The sequence below is a fragment of the Rhizobium changzhiense genome (assembly GCF_013087625.1).
Classification (GTDB): Bacteria; Pseudomonadota; Alphaproteobacteria; order Rhizobiales; family Rhizobiaceae; genus Rhizobium; species Rhizobium sophorae.
The window spans coordinates 256410-276876 of sequence record NZ_JABFCQ010000004.1; the positions used below are offsets into that span (position 1 = coordinate 256410).

The following is a 20467-nucleotide window of genomic DNA, read 5'->3' on the forward strand; positions in this document are numbered from 1 at the left end:
AGGGCTGCCGCCGGTCACACATACGCATCAATCCGACTCGGTCGATTGCGACGCGACGCTAAGACCCGCCTTCATGGCCAGCAATTAAATTTGACATAGTCATTCGATTGCTTTGGCGCGATCGACAAGCAATTCAAAGGCCGGCATGCCTGTGGCTGCTATTTCGCAATTTCCTCGAGAATCAACCGGATTTCCGCAAGCGGTCGCCGGCTTTCATCGAAGAGCTCCACCGACATCATATTCAAAGGCGCGGTCGGCAAGCCTTCGGCGGCCATCTCCGCGAGCACGCGCCGCGCCTCTGCTTTGGCAGCCTCGATAGAGTCGAAATCATATCCCGTCTCGGTCGCCCCGGCACCATCCCGATCGAAAAGTTGAAAGTAGAATTTCGGCACGACACATCCCCCGCTAGACGAGCCTAACGGCCCGGCGGCAAACATGTTCCGTCGGAACTGATTCAATGCACGTCGTCAGAAGGTGCCGGCTTCCGGAGAGGCCATTTCCTCGATGCCGTCGACGCGGTCGGGGTAAAAGGCCAGATGGTCCTTGATATTGCTGACCGCGGCGTTCGGCGCCTCGTAGGTCCAGACGGCATTCTTCGAGCGGTCGCCGCCCGGAATGATGCTGTAATAGGACGCATCGCCCTTATAGGGGCAATGGCTGGTGTGGTCGGTGCGCTGAAGCAGCGACATGTCCACATCCCTCCGCGGAATATACTGCACCGGCGGATAGGAGGCCTCGCGCAGCGTCAGTGCGTCGTGGGTGTCGGCGATGGTCTTGCCGCCAAGCGTGACGACGACACGGGAGGGATTGTGCTCGACCGTGATCGGATGGTCCGGCCCCGGAATCTTGATCGACTTGTCTGACATGGTGGTTCGTCTCCAGGAGATATCGGCCCCATGGAGATAGGGCGGCGATGCCGCCGGCCCAAGGCCTCGAATACCACCTTCGTTTAGAATTCGAAACGCGGCGATTCCACGCTCAGCACCGCCGTTTTGGGTGCCACCGGCCAATGCCCCGCGAGCACATCCGCAACTGTGGCGACCAGCTTCCCCATATCCTCACCGGCGGAAACATGCAGGGCCTCCGCAACAATCAGCACCGAGCGCGTCGTCTCCCGCACGGCCGAAAGCCCGCTCTGCCGGTTCGTCCAGCGCCGCGCATGCGCGTTTCCCGCACCGTCTGCGAAGATCACCTCGTCCGGCTCCGGATGTTCGATTTCGCCGGCGAAGGTCAGATAGGTCTCGTCGCCCCTGGCCCGCCGGACCTCGAGATCGCCAGCGATCTTTTCAGCGTCGAAGACAGCGATCGGAATGGCGAAGGCGAGCGAAATCGCATTGCAGAGATCGATAAGCGGATGCAGACGCGGCAGCGCATGCTCCAGGCGGAATCGGCGCAACAACGCCTCGGAAGCGCAGCGATATTGCGTCGGCTTCAGCCCCATGCGGGAAAAGCCGCGACGCCAGGCCTGAATTTCGGGGAATTCGCCTTCCTGCGCTTGCGTCAGCCGGGCCTCGGCGATCGCGTAGAAGCTTGCGATCACCGCCTCGACATCGGCATCCGCATGGATGCCGTCGCCATGGAGCGCGCCGGCGCGAAGTTCCGGAAAGGCCTGCCGCATGGCATCGGAATGGCTGAACTGCATGGTCTATCTCCCTCCGGCAAGTTTCGCGCTACGGCTCCCGGCAAAGGCAAGCCCGAGCACGGCCGCAAGCACGCAGGCCATGCCGGCGATCTGGCTGAGCCCGACCGGCTCGCCAAGGATGATGAAGGCAAGCATGACGGCGGAAACTGGAGCCAGCGCGGTGAAGAGAGCGGCCTCCGTGCCGCTCACCCTTTCTGCCCCCGCATACCACAGCAGAAATCCGCCGACGGTCGGCACCACCGCATAATAGCCGACGGCGGCGACAGCGCTTGCCGAAATACCATCTGCGAAAGGCGCTTCGAAAATAGCCGGGATGGCGGCAACAATGAAGCCGATGCCGGCCATCAGCGTCGACAGGGCAAGCGGCGCAACCTCCGTCTTCAGCCGTTTGTTCAGCAGGATGAACAATCCTTCGCAGACGACGGCGCAAAAGATCAATGCATTGCCGGCGAGCGATCCGCCGGCCGCATCCGGTGTGCAGGCGATCGAGAGCACGCCTGCCGTCGCAAGCGCCACGGCCAGAAGCAGGGCACGCTGCGGCCGTTCGCGAAGCAGCAGGATGGAGATTGCGGCCGACACCACCGGCAGCGTGCCGATGATGACGCCGGCATCGGCTGCCGAGGTCAGGCTGAGGCCGGAGATCAGCAGCGTCGTATAACCGACGCTGCCGGCCCCCGCCTGAACGACAAGGATGAGGCGGTCCTCTCTGGAGAGTTTCGGCAGCCGCGCGCCGGTCGCCCACATCAGCAGAAGAAAGACGGGAAAGGCGATGGCAAAGCGCAATGCGGTGGCGCTGAACGGCGGCAGGCTTGATGCGATGAGTTTGCTGGCGACGACCGTGCTTCCCACAGTCAGCATGGCCAGCGCCAGATAGACATAACCTTGAACCTGCCTCGACATTCAGCGTCTCCTGTTGGATGCGCCGAGAAAACAGCAGGAGACGGTCGGGGTCTTGAACGAAATTGCAGGTGCAAAGCAGCTGCTCAGAGAAAGGCGCCGGCATAAAGCCGCGGCGAAAGACCGTATTTGCGCACGAAGACTCGCGTCATGTGGCTCTGGTCGGCAAAGCCGCTGGCAAAGGCAGCTTCTGCAAGCGGCATGCCCTGAGCGATCAGCCGGCGGGCGATATGGATGCGGGCTTGGACGAGATAGGCATGCGGCGTCAATCCGGTCGCCTTGGCAAAACCGCGCAGCACCTGGAAGCGGCTGAGCCCGCTTTCCCTGGAGAGATCGGCAAGCGAGACGGCGGCAAGCGGGTCGTCGTCGATCAGGTTTCGGGCCGCGCGGATCGACGCCGGCACAAGTGGCCGCTCTTCGGTACCAGAGCGCTCCCGCATGACGTCGGCGACGAGTTGCAGAAGCAGTTCCTCGCAGAACAACCCATCCGCCGCCCCGCCGCCGGTCACCACGCCAAACAGCGTTTCGAAGCGGGCGGCGATCGCCGCATTGCGGATGACAGGATGCGGGATTTCCGATCGCCCTGCCCCGCTTTCGCTGATCTCTCGTGAAAGACCGCTGACGATGGCGGGATCGAAATAGAGGATGCGCCACGACCGCCCTTCGCCGATCGGCGCGCCGTCATGCACCTCGTTCGGATTGACCGTGATGATGTCGCCGGCCTCGGCCTCCACCATGCCGCGGCCGCTGAGCGATGACTGCGCACCGGCGGAAATCAGGCCGATGCCGAATTGCTCATGGGTGTGGCGCGCGAAGCTGTGATGCGTTTGCGCCGCCACCGCTTCGACGCCTGATAGCGCCGAGCGCAACATCCTGAATTGGTTCTTCGCCATCACCTGTCCGCAGGTCCGATCGCCAGCCACTCTGCCAGCCGCAGTGAGATGACGCAATCGTGGCGGCGAGAATGCCTGCCTAGAAGAATTCGTCGAGCAGCTGATAATAATCCAGCCTTGCCGGATCCGGCGCCGTCAATCCGTAACGTTCGAGGAAGGGCTGCACCAGCGCCTCGCCGAAATTATGGGCGACGCTGCTGCAGGCGAGCGCGATATCCTGATAGCGGTCGGCGACGCCGAGACGACTGCAGTCGATATAGCCCGAAAATCCCTCTTCCGACGCGATGAAATTCGGCAGGCAGGCGTCGCCATGGGTAACGACGAGATCTTCGCCGTCCGGCCTCTGGCGCTCAAGTTCGGCAAACAAGGCCTCAGCACTCTTTCCAAGCCGCGTCTCGTCAAAATCGGCCTCGTCGACGATGCCGGCCTGCATCCGCGCTTTTGCCGCCGCGATACGCCTCTCCAGCCGATGATCGAACGGGCAGGATGCGATCGGCAGGCGATGCAGGTTAAGAAGTGCCGCCGCCAGCAGTTCAACCCGCGCAAGCGGCGTCAGCACCGGTGCGCTGGCGAGGTCACTCCCGGGCAGCGCGCTGATCAGCAGCCGGTTGTGCGCACCGTCGCTATCCTCTGCAATGACACCAGGACAGGACAGACCGGAAGCCTTGACCCAGCGAAGCCTGGCTGCTTCATCGGCGAGTTCGCCAAAAGGACCGACCTCTTCGACCTTCAGATAAAGCGTCGGCAATCCGAGAGCTTCCAGCCGGAAGACACTTGCGGCGGAGCGGCCGAGTGCATCGCGTTCGAACCGGTAACCGGCCAGACGGGCATCAAGCGCGTCCGCCGACGGCGGTTGATCCTCTTGGAAAATCGACATGATATCTAGAGCCATTGATGCTGGCGAACTATCCCGACAAGACGGGACAGCGCAAGCGGCGCGATCGCTCTGCATACATTGGCAGACCGAACGATCCTTCTGCGACCTCAGTGAACGGTTTCGGCTGGTGCGACTTCGAGAAGGATTTCGAAAGCCTCTTCCAGAGCCGCCACCAGAATATCGGTCAGCTCGTCGCCTTTGTTTTCCAGGAACACCGCGCTCACGGCTTCGTCCTGACGCTCGAAAAAATGCTCAATCTCGTTCGACATATCATTTGTCCCTTCTTCACCGGCATCATCACGGCCATGGGAAGAAGCTAGATGCGGTTCCTTGCGCGTGGCTTGTTGCCATCGAGGCTTCCAAATTCAGTTTTCGGGAAGCCCGCGACTTTTCCATTGGCTACGCGGAATAGCTCCGTTGACATCAAAAGCAAAAGAGACAACTTTCATAGCATCCTGATCCACCTCGCAACGGAAGCGTACATCATACCAGCTTTCAGCTGTGCGGAAGGCGGCCCTGAGATCGAGAACGGTACCGCTAGATAATCCTTGGGTAGGTACAATGGTGGGCTGAAACCTCGGCGAAGTGTGGACCAGCTGTTGCCGGAGCTCGTTGGCGCAAAGCTGCGCGACACGCTTGCTACGCGGCATGCCGTTCATCGCAATTCTCGCAACGGGATCGTCGTTGGCAGCCTGCGAAAACAAGGTCTTGGCTTTAGGCAGATCGTCCTTTGCCGCGTCCACCTTGGGCGGTTCAGACGGATTCTGTTCGCGCGGCTTGACTACCTCGATATCAGTCTTGGCTTCACCGGTAGCTTCTGCAAGAGGCGCATCGCGCTCGGGAGAAACGTCGGCTGTTGCAACCTCGGGAAGTTGTACGTCATCGGGAATCGGCCTTGCCGGAGGCGTCTCAACCTGTGGCTTCTCTGCAGAAGCTTCTGCAGGCACCTGTTGCGGCTCTGCGCTATGCTGCGGCGCAGTGGTCGCGGGCTTTACCTCACCCTGGGAGGAATTCCCTGCTGCCGATTTTTCTGGTCCGCTGTCCCTGTCGCCAAACTCGAAGACAGGATTCAAACTAGGCATAGGAGCAGCGGGCTTGCCTTGCTCTGACGGCTTACTTTCAGCGGGACGTGGTGGTGGCGGTGGTGGTGGTGATGGCGGAGGCGGCGGAGGTGGCTCCTTCTTGGCCTCTTCCGGTGGCTTCGGCTCCGGTGGCTTTTCCTTGGGCTCCGGCTTCTTCTCCTCCGGCGGCGGAACGAGCTCCACCTTCACGCTCTCGTCTTCAACAGGCTTCGGCTCGATCTTCGGCAGCCCGAAAATCAGAAGAGCAACGATAGGAATATGCGCAGCAACGGACGCGACAACGCCCCAGCGGATTTCAGGCCGCTGCTTTCCCGTTTCGTGCTGCGCTTCCGCCGGTTCTACGTCTTCTTCTGTCACAGCAGCGATGTGGCCTCTAAAGCCGGCAGCATCAAGCCACAAAAGAAAAAAACCGCGTGATCGAGCAGCGATGAGGGTTATTGGTCGGCGGCGCCATCGTCGGCCACCAGATTGTGCTCCTGCCATTCATCTCGCGGAATGGCATCGCCGACGAGAAAGGCGAAGGACACGACCTCGCCAGAGCCGGCATCGAGCTCACATTTGAACTGGATGTTGTACCACTTGCGTTTGCTGCGGAAGGCGCCGCCCTTCATCTCGACGCTGTTGCCGCCGACCTTCTCCAAAAAAGTCGGGCCGGAACCTGCCGCGGAAATTGAAGCACGCCGCGACACTGCCAGCACAGCGAGTGCTCCGCAACATCTAAGATCGACGATCTCCGGCTCCGGTTACCCGAGCGAGCCGATGAGATCCCGGTAGGCGGCCTCCGGGAATGCCTTCAGCGTCTCCGTACGGACATTGCCGCCCATCGCCAATGAGAGGGTAAAATGCGCCATGACGGCGTCATCGGGCGCCTCGCAGACGGCGACCATGTCATGCCCGCCCATCGTCAGGTAGAATTGGTTGATGGAGCCTCCGACGCTGGCGAGCAATTTCTTCGCCGCATCGAGCCGTTTTGCCGAGTCGCGCACATTGCGGATGCCCTGATCCGTCCAATTGATCAAAAGAATGTAAGTGGTCATGTCGCACCTCCCAGAGCATGATGCCGAAGAGTGTGAGAGCTTTTCGGACGACATCACGCTCTATTTCTTTGATGTAGATCCGGATTCAGATTTTGGCCGGTCAGGCCAAATCATCCGGATCTAGTGGAGGATCGGTCTACACAGGCACACGTCAACTCTCGCTCGCGCGCGGCGATCGATCCTTCCCGTGCCGGATTATAAGCTTGTCACCACAGAGGGACAAGAAAGGCGCCGGGATCATTGGTATTAATCACGAAAGCAAAAGCCGGGCATGGAGCCCGGCTTTTCCAATCAGAACGACGTGGCCGAAGCCCTTAGCTGTCGAGGAAACTTCTGAGCTTTCTGGAGCGGCTCGGATGCTTCAGCTTGCGCAACGCCTTCGCCTCGATCTGTCGGATACGTTCGCGGGTGACCGAGAATTGCTGGCCGACTTCTTCGAGCGTGTGGTCGGTGTTCATGCCGATGCCGAAGCGCATGCGCAGAACACGTTCCTCGCGCGGCGTCAGCGAGGCGAGAACGCGGGTCGTCGTCTCACGCAGGTTCGCCTGGATGGCGGCGTCGATCGGCAACAGCGCGTTCTTGTCCTCGATGAAATCGCCGAGATGCGAATCCTCTTCGTCGCCCACCGGGGTTTCGAGCGAGATCGGCTCCTTGGCGATCTTCAGGACCTTGCGGACCTTTTCGAGCGGCATGGCGAGCTTTTCGGCCAGTTCTTCCGGCGTCGGCTCCCGGCCGATCTCGTGCAGCATCTGGCGCGATGTCCGGACGATCTTGTTGATCGTCTCGATCATGTGCACCGGAATGCGGATCGTGCGGGCCTGGTCGGCGATCGAACGGGTGATTGCCTGACGGATCCACCATGTCGCATAGGTCGAGAACTTGTAACCGCGGCGGTATTCGAACTTGTCGACCGCTTTCATCAGGCCGATATTGCCTTCCTGAATGAGGTCGAGGAACTGCAGGCCGCGGTTCGTGTACTTCTTGGCGATGGAGATGACGAGGCGAAGGTTTGCTTCGACCATTTCCTTCTTGGCGATGCGCGCTTCGCGCTCACCCTTCTGCACCATATGGACGATGCGGCGGAATTCCGAGATCGAGATACCGGTTTCGGTCGCCAGATTCTGGATTTCCTGGCGAATGTCGCGGATCGTCGTGTTTTCACCCCTGGCGAATTCCTTCCAGCCGCGGGCGGCCAGATTGCCGATCGACTTCATCCAGTTCGGATCGAGTTCAGCACCCTGATACTGCTCCAGGAAGCTATCGCGCTTGACGCCGTAGGATTCGGCCAGACGCAGCAGACGGCCCTCGTTGGAAACGAGGCGCTTGTTGATGTCGTAGAGCTGCTCGACGAGGGCGTCGATGCGGTTCTGGTTCAAGGACAGAGATTTGACGGCCTTGATGAGCTCATCTTTGAGTTCCTTGTAGCGGCGCTCCTGGGCAGTGGACAGCGTGCCGGAAGCCGACAGCCGCTGCTCGACCTGCTGGTCCTGCAGCTTGCGCAGCTTCTTGTAGGTCTCGGCGATCGTGTCGAGCGTCTCCATTACCTGCGGGCGAAGCTCGGCTTCCATCGCCGCCAGCGAAAGGTTGGATTCGTCCTCGTCCTCTTCCTCCTCCTCGGGAGGCAGGCCTTCGCCGCCGACATCGGTGATGTCGTCGTCGCCGGAGCGGGCGCGACGGGTCTTTTCCTTCTCTTCGGCGAGCTTGCGATCAGCCTCGATCTTCTCGGGGCTCTGGAACTGCGGCGCAGCCTTGGCTTCAGGACCGGAATAGGTCGTTTCGAGATCGATGATCTCACGCAGCAGCGTCGTGCCTTCGTTGAGTTCGTCGCGCCAGATGATCAGCGCCTGGAAGGTTAGCGGGCTCTCGCAGAGACCCGCGATCATCGTCTCGCGGCCGGCCTCGATACGCTTGGCGATCGCGATTTCGCCCTCGCGGGAAAGAAGCTCCACCGAGCCCATCTCGCGCAGGTACATGCGAACCGGATCGTCGGTACGGTCGGTCGGTTCTTTTTTCTTGGCAGTCGCAAGCGCCGTGCCGCTCGAAGGCGCGAGTTCGCCGCCTTCGCTCTCCTCGTCGCCGCCGGCGTCGTCGTCATCGCTGCCGCCGGAAGCACCGGCTTCCTCGGCTTCCTCGTCTTCGATGACGTTGATGCCCATGTCGGACAGCATCGACATCGTGTCTTCGATCTGCTCGGACGTCACTTCTTCGGACGGCAGGACCGCGTTAAGCTCGTCCATTGTCACATAGCCGCGCTTCTTGGCGGCCTTGATCATCTTCTTGACCGCGTCGTCGGAAAGATCGAGAAGAGGGCCGTCGCTTGCGCCGTCGCGTTCGACTTCCGCGTCTTCGTTCTCTTTGACCTTGGTTGCCATTTATATCGTCGCCTTCCTGACGCTATCCAATCTCGCTACGGTGAACGGGTTGTCTCAGGGCCTGACGCGCCGCACGCGCCGCCCTCGAATCACCTTTGCCCACCTAACGGGATGACATTTAAAGCCTGATTAACCACGATTACCGGCACCGGACAGCAAAGCTTTCTTGCTTTTGGATTTCCGGCCATGGTTGCGCGATCCGCCTTGACCCAGTTCACCATTCAACAAGTCGAACGGTGATTCCCACATTTTTTGTTCTCGTCAAGCTTTTCCAGAAAAAAAGCCCGCAAAAATACGGAAAAAGCCTTATCCACAGGCTTTGAACCGCGGCAGCGATTGCGAACCCTTATTTAAGATGCGGCGAACAAAAGACAAGGGCAGTAAGAATTTTGCCCGCCGCACCAGTTGCTTCCACCATTTTTGCAGTTGTGCCGAGAATATATTCGCCATTGCCTGACGGATATCGGCTAACGCGCCGCGCCGTCATACGCCTTCACCGTCAGCGCGCCGATATCCACCGCGGGAATACAGCGCAGATTGATCGAAGCCATTGCCGCGCCGTTCGGACCCACAGCCTCGCCGAAGGGTGCGATGCCGCAATTGGCGCAGAAGTGATGCCGAATGACATGCCGGTTGAAAGTATAGGTCGAGACATTGTCCTCCGGCGTTGTCAGCACAAGTTTCTCGCGCGGCACGAAGGCGAGAAGTCCGCCGCGCCTGCGGCAAAGCGAGCAGTTGCAGTCGAGCGCCTCGGTGAATTCACCTTCGACCTCGAAAGCCACATTGCCGCAATGGCAGCTTCCTTCATAGAGCATGTCGTCTCCTCACATCCAATCCATCACAACCTTGCCGGAATTACCCGACCGCATCGCCTCGAAGCCGTCGCGAAAATCGTCGATGCCGATCCGGTGGGTGATGATGGGCGCGAGATCGAGGCCGCCCTGGACGAAGGCGATCATCTTGTACCAGGTCTCGAACATCTCGCGGCCGTAGATGCCCTTGAGATTGAGCATCTTGAAGATCACCTTGTTCCAGTCGATCTCGAAACCAGCAGGCGCGATGCCGAGGATGGCGATCTTGCCGCCGTTGTTCATCTTGTCGATCATGTCGCGGAAGGCAGGCGCGGCCCCCGACATTTCGAGCCCGACGTCAAAACCCTCCGTCATGCCGATCGCCTTCATCACATCGGCGAGGTTTTCCTTCGATGCGTCGACGACGTAATCGATGCCGAGCTTGCGCGCCAGCTCCAGCCGGTGCGGATTGATATCGGTGATGACGACCTTGCGGGCGCCGGATCGCTTGGCGACGAGCGCACCCATGATGCCGATCGGCCCGGCACCGGTGACGAGCACGTCCTCGCCGACGAGATCGAAGGAGAGCGCGGTGTGCACGGCATTGCCGAACGGATCGAAGATCGCGGCGATCTCGTCGGAAATATCATCCGGGATCGGAACGACGTTGCTTTCGGGAATGCAGACGAACTCGCCGAAGGAGCCTGGGCGGTTGACGCCGACACCGAGCGTATTGCGGCAGAGATGCCCCCTGCCCGCCCGACAGTTGCGGCACTTGCCGCAGACGATATGCCCCTCGCCGGAAACCCGCTCGCCGACATGATAGCGGGTGACCGCCGAGCCGATCTCAGCGATCTCGCCGGAGAATTCATGGCCGACCACCATCGGCACCGGAATGGTCTTCTGCGCCCACTGGTCCCAGTTCCAGATATGCACGTCGGTGCCGCAGATCGCCGATTTCTTCACCCGGATCAGCACATCGTTCGGCCCGACCTCGGGCACCGGCACATTCTCCATCCAGAGCCCGACCTCGGGTTTTGCTTTGACCAGTGCCTTCATCATGTTCGACATAATTATTCCCACTTTGGTTGGCATCTGACTTTGCTATTCCCTCTTCTCCCCAGCGGGGAGAAGGTGCCCGTAGGGCGGATGAGGGGGCTGCACGGGACGCCATCTAAATCCCGCATGTTCCTCGCTCGCCGCTCGAAACCTCGCTTCGCTCGCCCCCTCATCCGACCCTTCGGGCCACCTTCTCCCCGCTGGGGAGAAGAGGAAGCTAGACGCACCGGCTTCGTCAACCCTCGACGCTGCGTTTAGCACGTCCCCTCGCCCCGTTTTTACGGGGAGAGGGTTAGGGTGAGGGGCAAACCCCATACTCAAATCACACCCAATTCCCGCCCTGCCTCGGCAAAGGCCGCAATTGCCCGCTCCACATCTGCCCGCGAATGCGCCGCCGACATCTGCGTGCGAATGCGGGCCTGGCCTTTCGGCACGACGGGGAAGGAGAAGCCGATGACATAGATGCCCTTCTTCAGCATCAGGCCGGCCATATCCTGGGCGAGCTTGGCGTCACCCAGCATGACAGGAATGATCGGATGCCCTTCGCCGGCAAGCGTGAAGCCGAGCTTGGTCATTTCGCTGCGAAACAGATCAGCATTGTCGGAAAGGCGCTTGCGCAGGGCATCGCCGTTTTCGATGAGGTCGAACACCTTGAGCGAGGCGGCGGCGATGACGGGCGCCAGCGTGTTCGAGAACAGATAGGGCCGCGAACGCTGCCGCAGCCACTCCACAACCTCGGCCTTCGCCGAAGTATAACCGCCCGAGGCGCCACCGAGCGCCTTGCCGAGCGTGCCGGTGATGATGTCGATCCGACCCTCGACGCCGCAATATTCCGGCGACCCACGGCCGTTCTTGCCGACGAAACCGACGGCATGGCTGTCATCGACCATGACCATCGCCTCGTATTTCTCGGCGAGATCGCAGACGCCGCCGAGATTGGAGATGATCCCGTCCATCGAGAAGACGCCATCGGTGGCGATCAGCTTGAAGCGGCTGCCTTCGGCCTTTTTCAGTTCTTCTTCCAACGCCGCCATGTCGTTGTTGGCGTAGCGGAAACGCTTGGCCTTCGAAAGCCTGACGCCGTCGATGATCGAGGCGTGGTTCAGCGCATCCGAGATGATGGCGTCCTCTTCTGACAGCAGCGTTTCGAACAGGCCGCCATTGGCGTCGAAGCAGGAGGAATAGAGGATCGTGTCCTCCATGCCGAGGAAGGAGGAGATGCGCGCCTCGAGCTGCTTGTGCTCCTCCTGCGTGCCGCAGATGAAGCGCACCGAGGCCATGCCGTAGCCGTATCGGTCGAGCGCCTGCTTGCCGGCCTCGGCCAGCTCCTCGTTGTCGGCAAGGCCGAGATAATTGTTGGCGCAGAAATTCAGCACGCGCTCGCCGGAGACAACGGCAATTTCGCCGGCCTGCTTCGAGGTGATGACGCGTTCGGACTTGTAGAGGCCGGCATCCTTAAGAGAGGCAAGCTCAGATTGCAGGTGGGAGAGAAATGCTTTTGTCATTGTAAACGCCCTTGTCCCCAAAACGTCCTCCGATGGGCGCTGCAATTAGCACAAAGCAAGTGCGGATGTCGCCGATCCGGTACGAAATATTTTCACAGTAAAGGTCCGCGGCGAGAGAAATTGAAATGAATATTCAAAAGTGATATTTGTATATGCGGAAGGAATATCACCATGGCGCTTTATATTCGAGACCCTGAAGTAGACGAGCTTGCGAGTGAGCTGCAGCGCCTGACTAAGGCTGCGACAAAAACCGACGCTGTGCGAACGGCCCTCCATCATGAGCTCAAGCGCGCACGGCAAAGCCAGCCGCTGTATGAACGCCTTGCACGCGCAAAATCGCTGGCGGACGCGATGGGAGCAAACGACCCGTCATTCGACATGAAGAAATTCAGCGACGAAATGTGGGGTAGCTGATGTTTATCGACGCATCGGCGATCGTCGCCATTCTTGCGCGAGAGCCCGGTCATGAGGAGCTTGAGAAGACTTTGGCGGCATCGGACGATCCCACTATGCACATCTCGCCCCTCGTCCGCTTCGAAGCCATCCTGGCGCTGGCACGGCAGAAGACGCCGACAGGCAGAAAGACGACACCCGAACTTCTAAAGGCATCAGCCGAAGCGGTTGATGCCTTCGCCGAAGATCTGATTCTCGAAGAGATTTCGATCTCGCATGAGATCGGCGAAGATGCGCTGTCTGCGAGCATGCACTATGGAAAAGTCATTGGTCATCCGGCAGATCTGAATTTCGGCGATTGCTTTGCCTATGCTTGCGCCACAGCGCTGAAAACGCGCCTTCTCTACAAAGGCAACGATTTCCTCCACACAGACCTTGCCTAACCAACTGCTCCGGGATCGGGTCCATCGCCAATCTCCGCGAACTACTGGTCGTGCGAGAGGATGATCTCCAGGAAGGCATCGCCGTAGCGTTCGAGCTTCGCCTGCCCGACGCCTGATATGGCGAGCAATTCCTTGCGGCTGCGCGGTTTCTCGGTGGCAAAGGCGATCAGCGTCGTATCGGGAAAGACGACATAGGGCGGCACGCCGAGCGACTTCGCGATCGCCATGCGCTCGGCCCTGAGCGCTTCGAAGAGAGTGCCGTCGGCGCCTGATAGTGCCGATTTGCGCTCGCTGCGCTCAGCCTTCGTCGTGCGCCGTTCCGAGGCCGGCCGGTCCTTGCGGAAGAATACCGGCCGCTCGTGCTTGAAGACAGCACGCGCCTCCGGCTCCAGCTTCAGCGCCCCGAAGGCCTCGTGGTCGACGCGGATCAGCCCCATGGCAAGCAACTGGCGGAAGACCGACTGCCAGACGCGCGCCGGAATATCCTTGCCGGCGCCGAAGACCGGCATTTCGGTGTGGCCGAAACGTTCGGTCTTTTCGTTGACGTTGCCGAGGAGCACGTCGACGACATGGCCAGCGCCGAAACGCTCGCCGGTGCGATAGATGGCGGCTAGCGCCTTGATCGCCGCCTCCGTGCCCTCCCAGGTCTCGACCGGTTTCAGGCAGGTGTCGCAATTGCCGCATTGGCCGGCATGCGCCTCACCGAAATGGGCAAGGATCGCCTGGCGGCGGCAGGAGGCGGTCTCGCAAATCGCCAGCAATGCGTTGAGCTTGGCGCGCTCGACCCGCTTGATTTCGGCGGCGGCACTGCCCTCGTCGATCATCCGGCCGCGCTGGATCACGTCGGCCATGCCATAGGCCATCCAGACCTCGGACGGCAGACCGTCGCGCCCGGCGCGCCCCGTCTCCTGATAATAGGCTTCCACAGAACCCGGCAGGTCGAGATGGGCAACATAACGCACGTTCGGCTTGTCGATGCCCATGCCGAAGGCGACGGTGGCGACCAGGCAAAGGTTCTCTTCTTTCAGGAAGGCATCCTGATTGGCGTCACGAACCGCCCTGTCCATGCCGGCATGATAGGCAAGCGCGCGGATGCCCTGCCCGTTCAGCCATTCGGCCGTATCCTCGACCTTGGCGCGCGACAGGCAGTAGACGATGCCGCTATTGCCCTTGTGACCGGACAGGAACCGCAACAGCTGCAGGCGCGGCTGATCACGCTCGACGATCTCGTAGGCGATGTTCGGTCGGTCGAAACTGGTGGTGAAGATCCGGGCGGCATCGAGCCCCAGCCGCTCGATGATGTCGTCGCGCGTATGCGGATCGGCTGTCGCCGTCAGCGCCACGCGGGGCACACCGGGATATTGCTCGCCAAGCCGGCCGAGCGCACGATATTCCGGCCGGAAATCATGGCCCCATTGCGAGACGCAATGGGCCTCGTCGATAGCAAACAGCGCGATCTTCTCGTTGGCGATCAGATCGCGGAAACCATCGGTCAAAATGCGCTCAGGCGTCACGTAGAGAAGGTCGAGTTGGCCTGCCGAAAGCGCGCGGCGAACCTCGACGAACTCCTCGCGCGACAGCGACGAATTGAGCGCGGCCGCCCGGATGCCGAGCTGCTTCATCGCCTCCACCTGATCGCGCATCAGCGCAATCAGCGGCGAAACGACGATGCCGACGCCGTCGCGGCAGAGCGCCGGGATCTGGAAGCATAGCGATTTGCCGGCACCGGTGGGAAAGAGCACCACAGCATCGCCGCCGGAAACCACATGGTCGACCACCTGCTGCTGCTTGCCGCGGAAGGAGGAATAGCCATAGACCTGCTTGAGGATATCGAGCGGCGAGCGGCCGGAAGAAAACAGCGCGCCGGAAGCGGAAAAACCCGGTTCGGTCAGCGACATCAGTGGTTCGCCGCCCCTTTGACGCGGCCGGAAAGAACGCCGAACCCATCGATGATCGCCTCCTGGTTCTCAAGGCGCACCCCTTCGAAATGCACTTCCTGCTGCGCTCGCATCAGTTGAACGATCGCCTCGCCGTCCCCGGCTTCGGTTGCCAGTGCGATCTCGCGCTCAAGCTCGATCTTCTGCCGGCGCAGCGCCTTCGACCGCTTGTGGGAGGCCAGCGCCTGACGGTATCCCTCACGCGCATCCTCCATCGCCGCCTCCTCGGTCGCGATCCATAGCCGGGCATTGCGCACCTGCTGGTCCAGGCTCTTGATAAGCGGGCCAAAGCCTTCGAATTCCAACCTTTCGGTCAGATATTCGCGCGTCAGATGCGGGCCGGCGACGGCAGCGGCGGCCCCCAGCATCGCCGACCAGAGCCGCTGTAGCTCGCGGCTGTCATATTCGATCGCGGCGATCTCGTCATAATCGTCGATCATCAGCGAGGGGTGATTGACGACGGTCAGCGCCAGCACGCTTTCGCGCAGCGCCGTATTGTTCTGGTGGCCGCGCACGGGACCCGATCGGGCGAGCCTTTCGGAAATGACGCTCGGGCTTTTCGGCCCTGCCTTGCCCGCATTGTCGCGGCCCGTCCGGTAATTGCCGTTGCCGTTGAAGCCGCCGCGGCGATCGCCATTGTTGCGGTTCTGGAACTGCGGCTGGAAGAAGGCGTTCAGCCGATCGCGAATATCCTGCTGGTAGTGGCGGCGGACGTTCTCGTCGGCGATGACGGCGACCAGTTGCTTCAGCCGCGCCTCGAGCTCGGCGCGCGCCTCGGGCGTGTCGAACTTGCCGGTGTTGACCTCCCGGCTCCACAGCATCTCGGAGAGCGGCTTTGCCTGGCTCATCACCTTGTCGAAAGGAGCGCGCCCGTCATCGCGCACGAGATCGTCGGGATCCTTGCCATCGGGCAGAAGCGCGAAGCGAACGGAACGGCCGGGTTTCAGATGCGGCAATGCCAGTTCGGCGGCGCGACTGGCGGCGCGGATGCCGGCGCCGTCGCCGTCGAAGCAGAGCACCGGTTGCGGCACCATCTTCCAGAGCAGCTCGAGCTGGTTTTCAGTGAGCGCCGTGCCGAGCGGCGCGACGGCATTCTCGATGCCCGCCTGATGCAGCGCGATCACGTCCATATAGCCTTCGACGGCGATGATGGTGCCGGTCGCATTCTCGTCCTGAGGATCGCCGCGACCCGGTCCCTGGATCGCGCGCCGCGCACGGGCGAAATTGTAAAGGACATTGCCCTTGTGGAAGAGCTCCGTCTCGTTGGAGTTCAGATATTTGGCCGGCGCGTCAGCCGACATGGCGCGGCCGCCGAAGGCGATCACCTTTTCACGCGACGAAAGGATCGGGAACATGATGCGGTCGCGGAAACGATCGTAGGAAACCGGCACGTTTTCATGGACGACCAGACCGCAGGCCTCGATCTGCTCCTTGGAGACACCCTTTCCGGCGAGGAATTCCTTGAGCGCATTGCGGCTGTCGGGCGCATAGCCGAGACGGAAGGTCTCGATGGTACGCCCCGTCAATCCGCGGTCGCGCAGATAAGCGCGCGCCCTCGCCCCATTCGCCGTCTGCAGCTGGTCCTGGAAAAATTGTGTCGCCATTTCCATGACGTCGATCAGCGAGCCGCGCTCCTTCTCGCGCTTCTCCATCACAGGATCGGCAAGCGGCATCGGCACGCCGGCCATGTCGGCGATCTGCTGCACCGCCTCGGGGAAACTCAGGCCTTCAAGTTCAGTCAGGAAGCGGAAATGGTCTCCGGTGACGCCGCAGCCGAAGCAGTGGTAGCGGCCCTTTCGGTCCTCGCAGTGGAAGCTCGGCGATTTCTCGCCGTGGAACGGGCAGCAGGCCCAGTAATCGCCGCGCGACACGTTGGTCTTGCGCTTGTCCCAGCTGACGCGGCGCGCGATCACGTTCGAAATCGGAACGCGGTCGCGGATCTCATCGAGAAAGGTGTTGGAAAAGCGCATTTATACCTCTTGGCCACTCTCCATATAAGCTGCTTTGGCGCTCCATGCCACGAAACTTGTCATGAAAACCCGCTATTCACAGGCAAGTGCATCCGTTGCCTGCGACGTCGGTTTTCCAATCAACAACACGTTATCGCCCCTGCGACAGGGGTGCGACATTATTGTCCCCGCTGACCGGGAACTCCATCGCCGCGAGTGCTCAACGAAGAGCCGCAGTTTTTCGAAAAATTTGAGTAAGTCATTTAAAAACAGTAAGTTATTCATTCCTATATTTGAGCATCCCCGTCTTCAAGCCAACAACTCAGCCTCCGCTTTAATGCCCATCAAACCGCCGTTTTCGCCAATCATTATTTTTTTGTAATTTGAATATGCAGCCAGCCCGCAATAAGTTCGATCTCAACAAAGCGATCCCCGAGCGAAGCACCATCCCTACCCCCGGCGCCGCTTCGCAAGGGTGCCTTTGCAAATACCCTCCGGCTTGGGCTTCGGCCCTGCGTGCCGGTGGAAGCAAAGAGCAAGAAGGCAGGAGCGCCCCCAGCTCCTGCCTTCTTAAATTTTGGCTCTCCTTGCGACAACTCTCCCTTTGAAATTAACCGCTTATTGACAAAACCGTTGACAGGCGGCGCTTGCATGAAAGATGTATGCGCCGAACTCCCTGGACCTCTCCAAATGGCTTTTACCGCGGACAATCTTGCAGCAGACGATCGCTTTCTCGCTGCGATCTTGCATTGCGCCGATCAGATGCTCGCCATCTATCGTGAGAGCCCGCGCATCGCCTCGATCTTCGCCGCGCAACAGCGCTGGCTGATGGCCCATGCCGGCTTCGCGCTTCATTACGGTTATTCCGAAGACGGAAAGAGCGGCGGCCTCTATTCCGGCCGCTTCATCGATTTCGCGGTCAGGAACGACATTGCCAGCCGCAATACGGCCGCGGCCTTCATGCAGGAAATGCTGGCCTATCGCTTCCTGCGAGCCGTTCCCGGCCCCGACAAGCGCACACGTTACCTGGGGCCCACCGAAATCGCCGAGCAGCATTTCACCCGATGGCTCGTCACCCATATGATGATCCTCGACAGCCTCGACGGCGGTAAGCGCGCCGACAAGATCACCGCCGATCCCTGGGCGATGATGGCAGCGATCCAGCCGCTGATCGCCAGGGCGATCATCGGCAGCGAACGGGTGCGCAGTCCGGGCGCCACGTTCAACCTCTTCAACTGGGCGAACACCGGCGGGCTGGTGATGGACTACCTGATCTCGCGCCTTCCCGAATTTCCAAGGACGGCCGACCGCGTCGTGCTCGGCCCTCTGTCGCTTAGGGAAATCCGCGAACAGTTCATGATCTCCAACACCCATCTGAAGCGGCTTCTGACGCAGGCAGCGACCATGGAGAGCATCGGCTGGACGGAACCCTCCCGCAAGGGCGACTTCTGGCTGTCGGCCCACTTCATCCGTGAATATTGGAATTATCAGGCGGCGAAATTCGCCATCATCGATGCCGCCGCCGAAGCGGTGCTCGGGCCTGCGGTCCGTGACGAACCGCAGGCAAGAAAGGTTATCTGAGGCTTATCCGTTCAATAGTTCCTTGACGGTCGCCGACGCCTTGGCGAAATCCATCTGGCCGGCGTAACGCTCCTTCAACGCCGCCATCACCTTGCCCATGTCCTTGGCACCCGCGGCACCCGTCTCGGCGATGATCGCCGAGACGTTGGCGCGCACTTCGCTATCCGAAAGCTGCTTCGGCATGAAATCCTGGATGACGATGATTTCGGCGCGCTCCTTGGCGGCAAGCTCCGGCCGGGAATTCTCCTCGTAGATCTTTGCCGATTCGTCACGCTGCTTCACCATTTTAGCAAGGATCTGCAGGATCTCGTCGTCGCTCGCCTGCTCCTTGCCGGTGCCGCGGTTGGCGATATCGCGATCCTTAACCGCGGCCTGAATCAGCCGGACGGTGGAAAGCCGCTCCGCATTCTTGGCCTTCATCGCCTCTTTCAGCTGGGTGGCGAGTTGATCGCGCAGCATGGTCTTCACTCCTGTTTTGATGCCGCTTCATAAACCACGCTGATGCGGCGGATCAAATAAATTGCGCGGTCAGCGCGATAAAGCGCAGGAAAACGGCCGCGATCTCGGCTACAAAGATTGACGCTAAGCGATTGCGTGGCTATTTACCGCCACCTGCACCAAAATTCGTGATCAGGCCTGAAGCGCGCGGCATTGCCGTGTCCACACGCCTGCAAAATCAAATGGCGACGAGCGCGACAACGCGCCCACCTGCCGGAAACGGGATGAAGATGACCGCGACAGCACCCTGGACAATCGAAAAGCCGACCGCCCTACTCGTTCTTGCCGACGGCACGGTCATCGAAGGCAAGGGCATCGGCGCCACCGGCAAGGTGCCGGCCGAAGTGGTCTTCAACACCGCGCTCACTGGCTATGAGGAGATCCTGACGGACCCCTCCTATCTCGGCCAGATCGTCACATTCACCTTCCCGCATATCGGCAATATCGGCACCAATGATGAAGACATCGAGGATCTGACGCCTGCCGCCCGCCACGGCGCTGTCGGCGTCATCTTCAAGGCCGACATCACTGAGCCCTCGAACTACCGCGCCGCCAAGCACCTCGACCAATGGCTGAAGGCCCGCGGCGTCATCGGTCTCTGCGGCATCGACACGCGGGCGCTGACCGCCTGGATTCGTGAGAACGGGGCCCCGAACGCGGTGATCGCCCACGATCCGAACGGTGTCTTCGACATCGAGACGCTGAAGGCCGAGGCCAAAGCCTGGAGCGGCCTTGAAGGTCTCGACCTCGCCAAGATCGCCTCCTCGGGCCAGTCCTCGCAATGGACCGAAACGCCGTGGGTGTGGAACGAAGGTTACGGTGAACTCAAGGCAACAGACGCGAAATACCACGTCGTCTGCCTCGATTACGGCGTCAAGCGCAACATCCTGCGCCTGTTTGCCGGCCTCGACTGCAAGGTGACGGTCGTGCCGGCCGCGACGAGCGCTGAAGACGTGCTTGCCATGCAGCCGGACGGCATCTTCCTGTCGAACGGCCCGGGCGATCCGGCGGCAACCGGCGACTATGCCGTGCCTGTGATCAAGACGCTGATCAAGACCGATATCCCGGTCTTCGGCATCTGCCTCGGCCACCAGATGCTGGGCCTGGCACTTGGCGCGAAGACCGAGAAGATGCATCAGGGCCATCACGGCGCCAACCACCCCGTCAAGGACCACACGACCGGCAAGGTCGAGATCGTCTCGATGAACCACGGCTTCGCAGTCGACTCGAAGTCGCTGCCGGATGGCGTTGAAGAGACTCATATTTCGCTTTTCGACGGCACCAATTGCGGCCTGCGCGTCCTCGGCAAGCAGGTCTTCTCCGTCCAGCACCATCCGGAAGCCTCTCCGGGCCCGCAGGACAGCCACTATCTCTTCCGTCGCTTCATCAACATGGTGCGCGAAAAGAAGGGCGAACCGGCGCTCGCCGAACGCTGATTTCAAAAATGCCCACTTCTGATCAAGGCTCACATAAGTGGGCCCTTTTTCTTCCTCCGTATATTGACCTCAACT

21 protein-coding genes and 1 pseudogene are annotated in these 20467 nt (G+C 60.7%); 5 read left to right on the forward strand and 17 right to left on the reverse strand.

What is annotated here, in order from left to right; all coding sequences use genetic code 11:
• Window positions 1-158: 158 nt before the first annotated feature.
• From G9X68_RS21415 to G9X68_RS21480, 14 genes and pseudogenes are all read right to left on the reverse strand, one after another.
• On the reverse strand, window positions 159-392 hold the full coding sequence (locus G9X68_RS21415; RefSeq protein WP_129419781.1) for a DUF6894 family protein: 234 nt from the start codon (window positions 390-392) through the stop codon (window positions 159-161).
• Between the two features lie 75 nt (window positions 393-467).
• On the reverse strand, window positions 468-866 hold the full coding sequence (locus G9X68_RS21420; RefSeq protein WP_171604135.1) for a DUF427 domain-containing protein: 399 nt from the start codon (window positions 864-866) through the stop codon (window positions 468-470).
• An 83-nt stretch (window positions 867-949) separates the two neighbouring features.
• Window positions 950-1642 carry a B3/B4 domain-containing protein gene (locus G9X68_RS21425; RefSeq protein ID WP_171604136.1) on the reverse strand — a complete coding sequence of 231 codons (693 nt, stop codon included), beginning with the start codon at window positions 1640-1642 and terminating at the stop codon, window positions 950-952.
• Window positions 1643-1645: 3 nt separating this feature from the next.
• Window positions 1646-2542 (reverse strand): DMT family transporter, encoded by an 897-nt coding sequence (locus tag G9X68_RS21430; protein WP_171604137.1) that lies wholly within the window; start codon window positions 2540-2542, stop codon window positions 1646-1648.
• A gap of 83 nt (window positions 2543-2625) precedes the next feature.
• Window positions 2626-3432, reverse strand: a complete 807-nt coding sequence (locus tag G9X68_RS21435) for an AraC family transcriptional regulator (RefSeq protein ID WP_171604138.1) — start codon at window positions 3430-3432, stop codon at window positions 2626-2628.
• A 79-nt stretch (window positions 3433-3511) separates the two neighbouring features.
• Complete coding sequence (locus G9X68_RS21440) at window positions 3512-4309, reverse strand: APH(3') family aminoglycoside O-phosphotransferase (RefSeq protein WP_171604139.1); 798 nt, start codon at window positions 4307-4309, stop codon at window positions 3512-3514.
• Between the two features lie 107 nt (window positions 4310-4416).
• Entirely contained in the window at window positions 4417-4578 is a 162-nt protein-coding gene (locus G9X68_RS21445; protein WP_171604140.1) for a hypothetical protein, read from the reverse strand.
• A gap of 96 nt (window positions 4579-4674) precedes the next feature.
• Window positions 4675-5748 carry a DUF930 domain-containing protein gene (locus G9X68_RS21450; protein WP_342355364.1) on the reverse strand — a complete coding sequence of 358 codons (1074 nt, stop codon included), beginning with the start codon at window positions 5746-5748 and terminating at the stop codon, window positions 4675-4677.
• 77 nt (window positions 5749-5825) lie between these two features.
• Window positions 5826-6029: pseudogene (locus tag G9X68_RS21455) on the reverse strand (DUF930 domain-containing protein); the annotation flags it as partial.
• A gap of 105 nt (window positions 6030-6134) precedes the next feature.
• The gene (locus G9X68_RS21460; protein ID WP_171604141.1) at window positions 6135-6428 is read right to left on the reverse strand and encodes a GYD domain-containing protein; all 294 of its coding nucleotides are present in this window, start codon (window positions 6426-6428) and stop codon (window positions 6135-6137) included.
• A gap of 314 nt (window positions 6429-6742) precedes the next feature.
• Window positions 6743-8800: an RNA polymerase sigma factor RpoD gene (gene rpoD / locus G9X68_RS21465; RefSeq protein WP_018074040.1), complete on the reverse strand. Its 2058-nt coding sequence runs from the start codon at window positions 8798-8800 to the stop codon at window positions 6743-6745.
• Window positions 8801-9267: 467 nt separating this feature from the next.
• Window positions 9268-9615, reverse strand: a complete 348-nt coding sequence (locus tag G9X68_RS21470; protein ID WP_171604142.1) for a GFA family protein — start codon at window positions 9613-9615, stop codon at window positions 9268-9270.
• Between the two features lie 9 nt (window positions 9616-9624).
• On the reverse strand, window positions 9625-10662 hold the full coding sequence (tdh, locus tag G9X68_RS21475) for an L-threonine 3-dehydrogenase (protein ID WP_075224496.1): 1038 nt from the start codon (window positions 10660-10662) through the stop codon (window positions 9625-9627).
• Window positions 10663-10967: 305 nt separating this feature from the next.
• Entirely contained in the window at window positions 10968-12155 is a 1188-nt protein-coding gene (locus G9X68_RS21480; RefSeq protein WP_171604143.1) for a glycine C-acetyltransferase, read from the reverse strand.
• 171 nt (window positions 12156-12326) lie between these two features.
• Here G9X68_RS21480 and G9X68_RS21485 point away from each other — a divergent pair, with 171 nt between their 5' ends.
• Together G9X68_RS21485 and G9X68_RS21490 are read left to right on the forward strand one after the other, a co-directional pair.
• Window positions 12327-12569, forward strand: a complete 243-nt coding sequence (locus G9X68_RS21485) for a type II toxin-antitoxin system VapB family antitoxin (protein ID WP_171604144.1) — start codon at window positions 12327-12329, stop codon at window positions 12567-12569.
• Window positions 12569-12991, forward strand: coding sequence for a type II toxin-antitoxin system VapC family toxin (locus G9X68_RS21490; RefSeq protein WP_171604145.1), 423 nt, complete (start codon window positions 12569-12571; stop codon window positions 12989-12991). Before G9X68_RS21485 ends, G9X68_RS21490 begins: the two co-directional genes overlap by 1 nt.
• Before the next feature lie 41 nt (window positions 12992-13032).
• On the opposite strand, the gene recQ is transcribed toward G9X68_RS21490, so the two are convergent.
• Entirely contained in the window at window positions 13033-14889 is a 1857-nt protein-coding gene (gene recQ, locus G9X68_RS21495; protein ID WP_171604146.1) for a DNA helicase RecQ, read from the reverse strand.
• Window positions 14889-16898: a DNA primase gene (gene dnaG, locus G9X68_RS21500; protein ID WP_171604147.1), complete on the reverse strand. Its 2010-nt coding sequence runs from the start codon at window positions 16896-16898 to the stop codon at window positions 14889-14891. Before dnaG ends, recQ begins: the two co-directional genes overlap by 1 nt.
• 61 nt (window positions 16899-16959) lie before the next feature.
• On the opposite strand from dnaG, the gene G9X68_RS21505 reads away from it, so the two are divergent.
• A complete protein-coding gene (locus G9X68_RS21505) occupies window positions 16960-17259 on the forward strand; it encodes a hypothetical protein (RefSeq protein ID WP_171604148.1) in 300 nt (99 codons plus the stop codon).
• A gap of 308 nt (window positions 17260-17567) precedes the next feature.
• Window positions 17568-18458 (forward strand): hypothetical protein, encoded by an 891-nt coding sequence (locus G9X68_RS21510; RefSeq protein WP_171604149.1) that lies wholly within the window; start codon window positions 17568-17570, stop codon window positions 18456-18458.
• Window positions 18459-18461: 3 nt separating this feature from the next.
• On the opposite strand, the gene G9X68_RS21515 is transcribed toward G9X68_RS21510, so the two are convergent.
• Window positions 18462-18917, reverse strand: coding sequence for a GatB/YqeY domain-containing protein (locus G9X68_RS21515; protein WP_003541620.1), 456 nt, complete (start codon window positions 18915-18917; stop codon window positions 18462-18464).
• A gap of 269 nt (window positions 18918-19186) precedes the next feature.
• Between G9X68_RS21515 and carA the strand changes: the two genes are divergently transcribed.
• Window positions 19187-20392 carry a glutamine-hydrolyzing carbamoyl-phosphate synthase small subunit gene (gene carA / locus G9X68_RS21520; RefSeq protein WP_011652894.1) on the forward strand — a complete coding sequence of 402 codons (1206 nt, stop codon included), beginning with the start codon at window positions 19187-19189 and terminating at the stop codon, window positions 20390-20392.
• Window positions 20393-20467 lie beyond the last annotated feature (75 nt).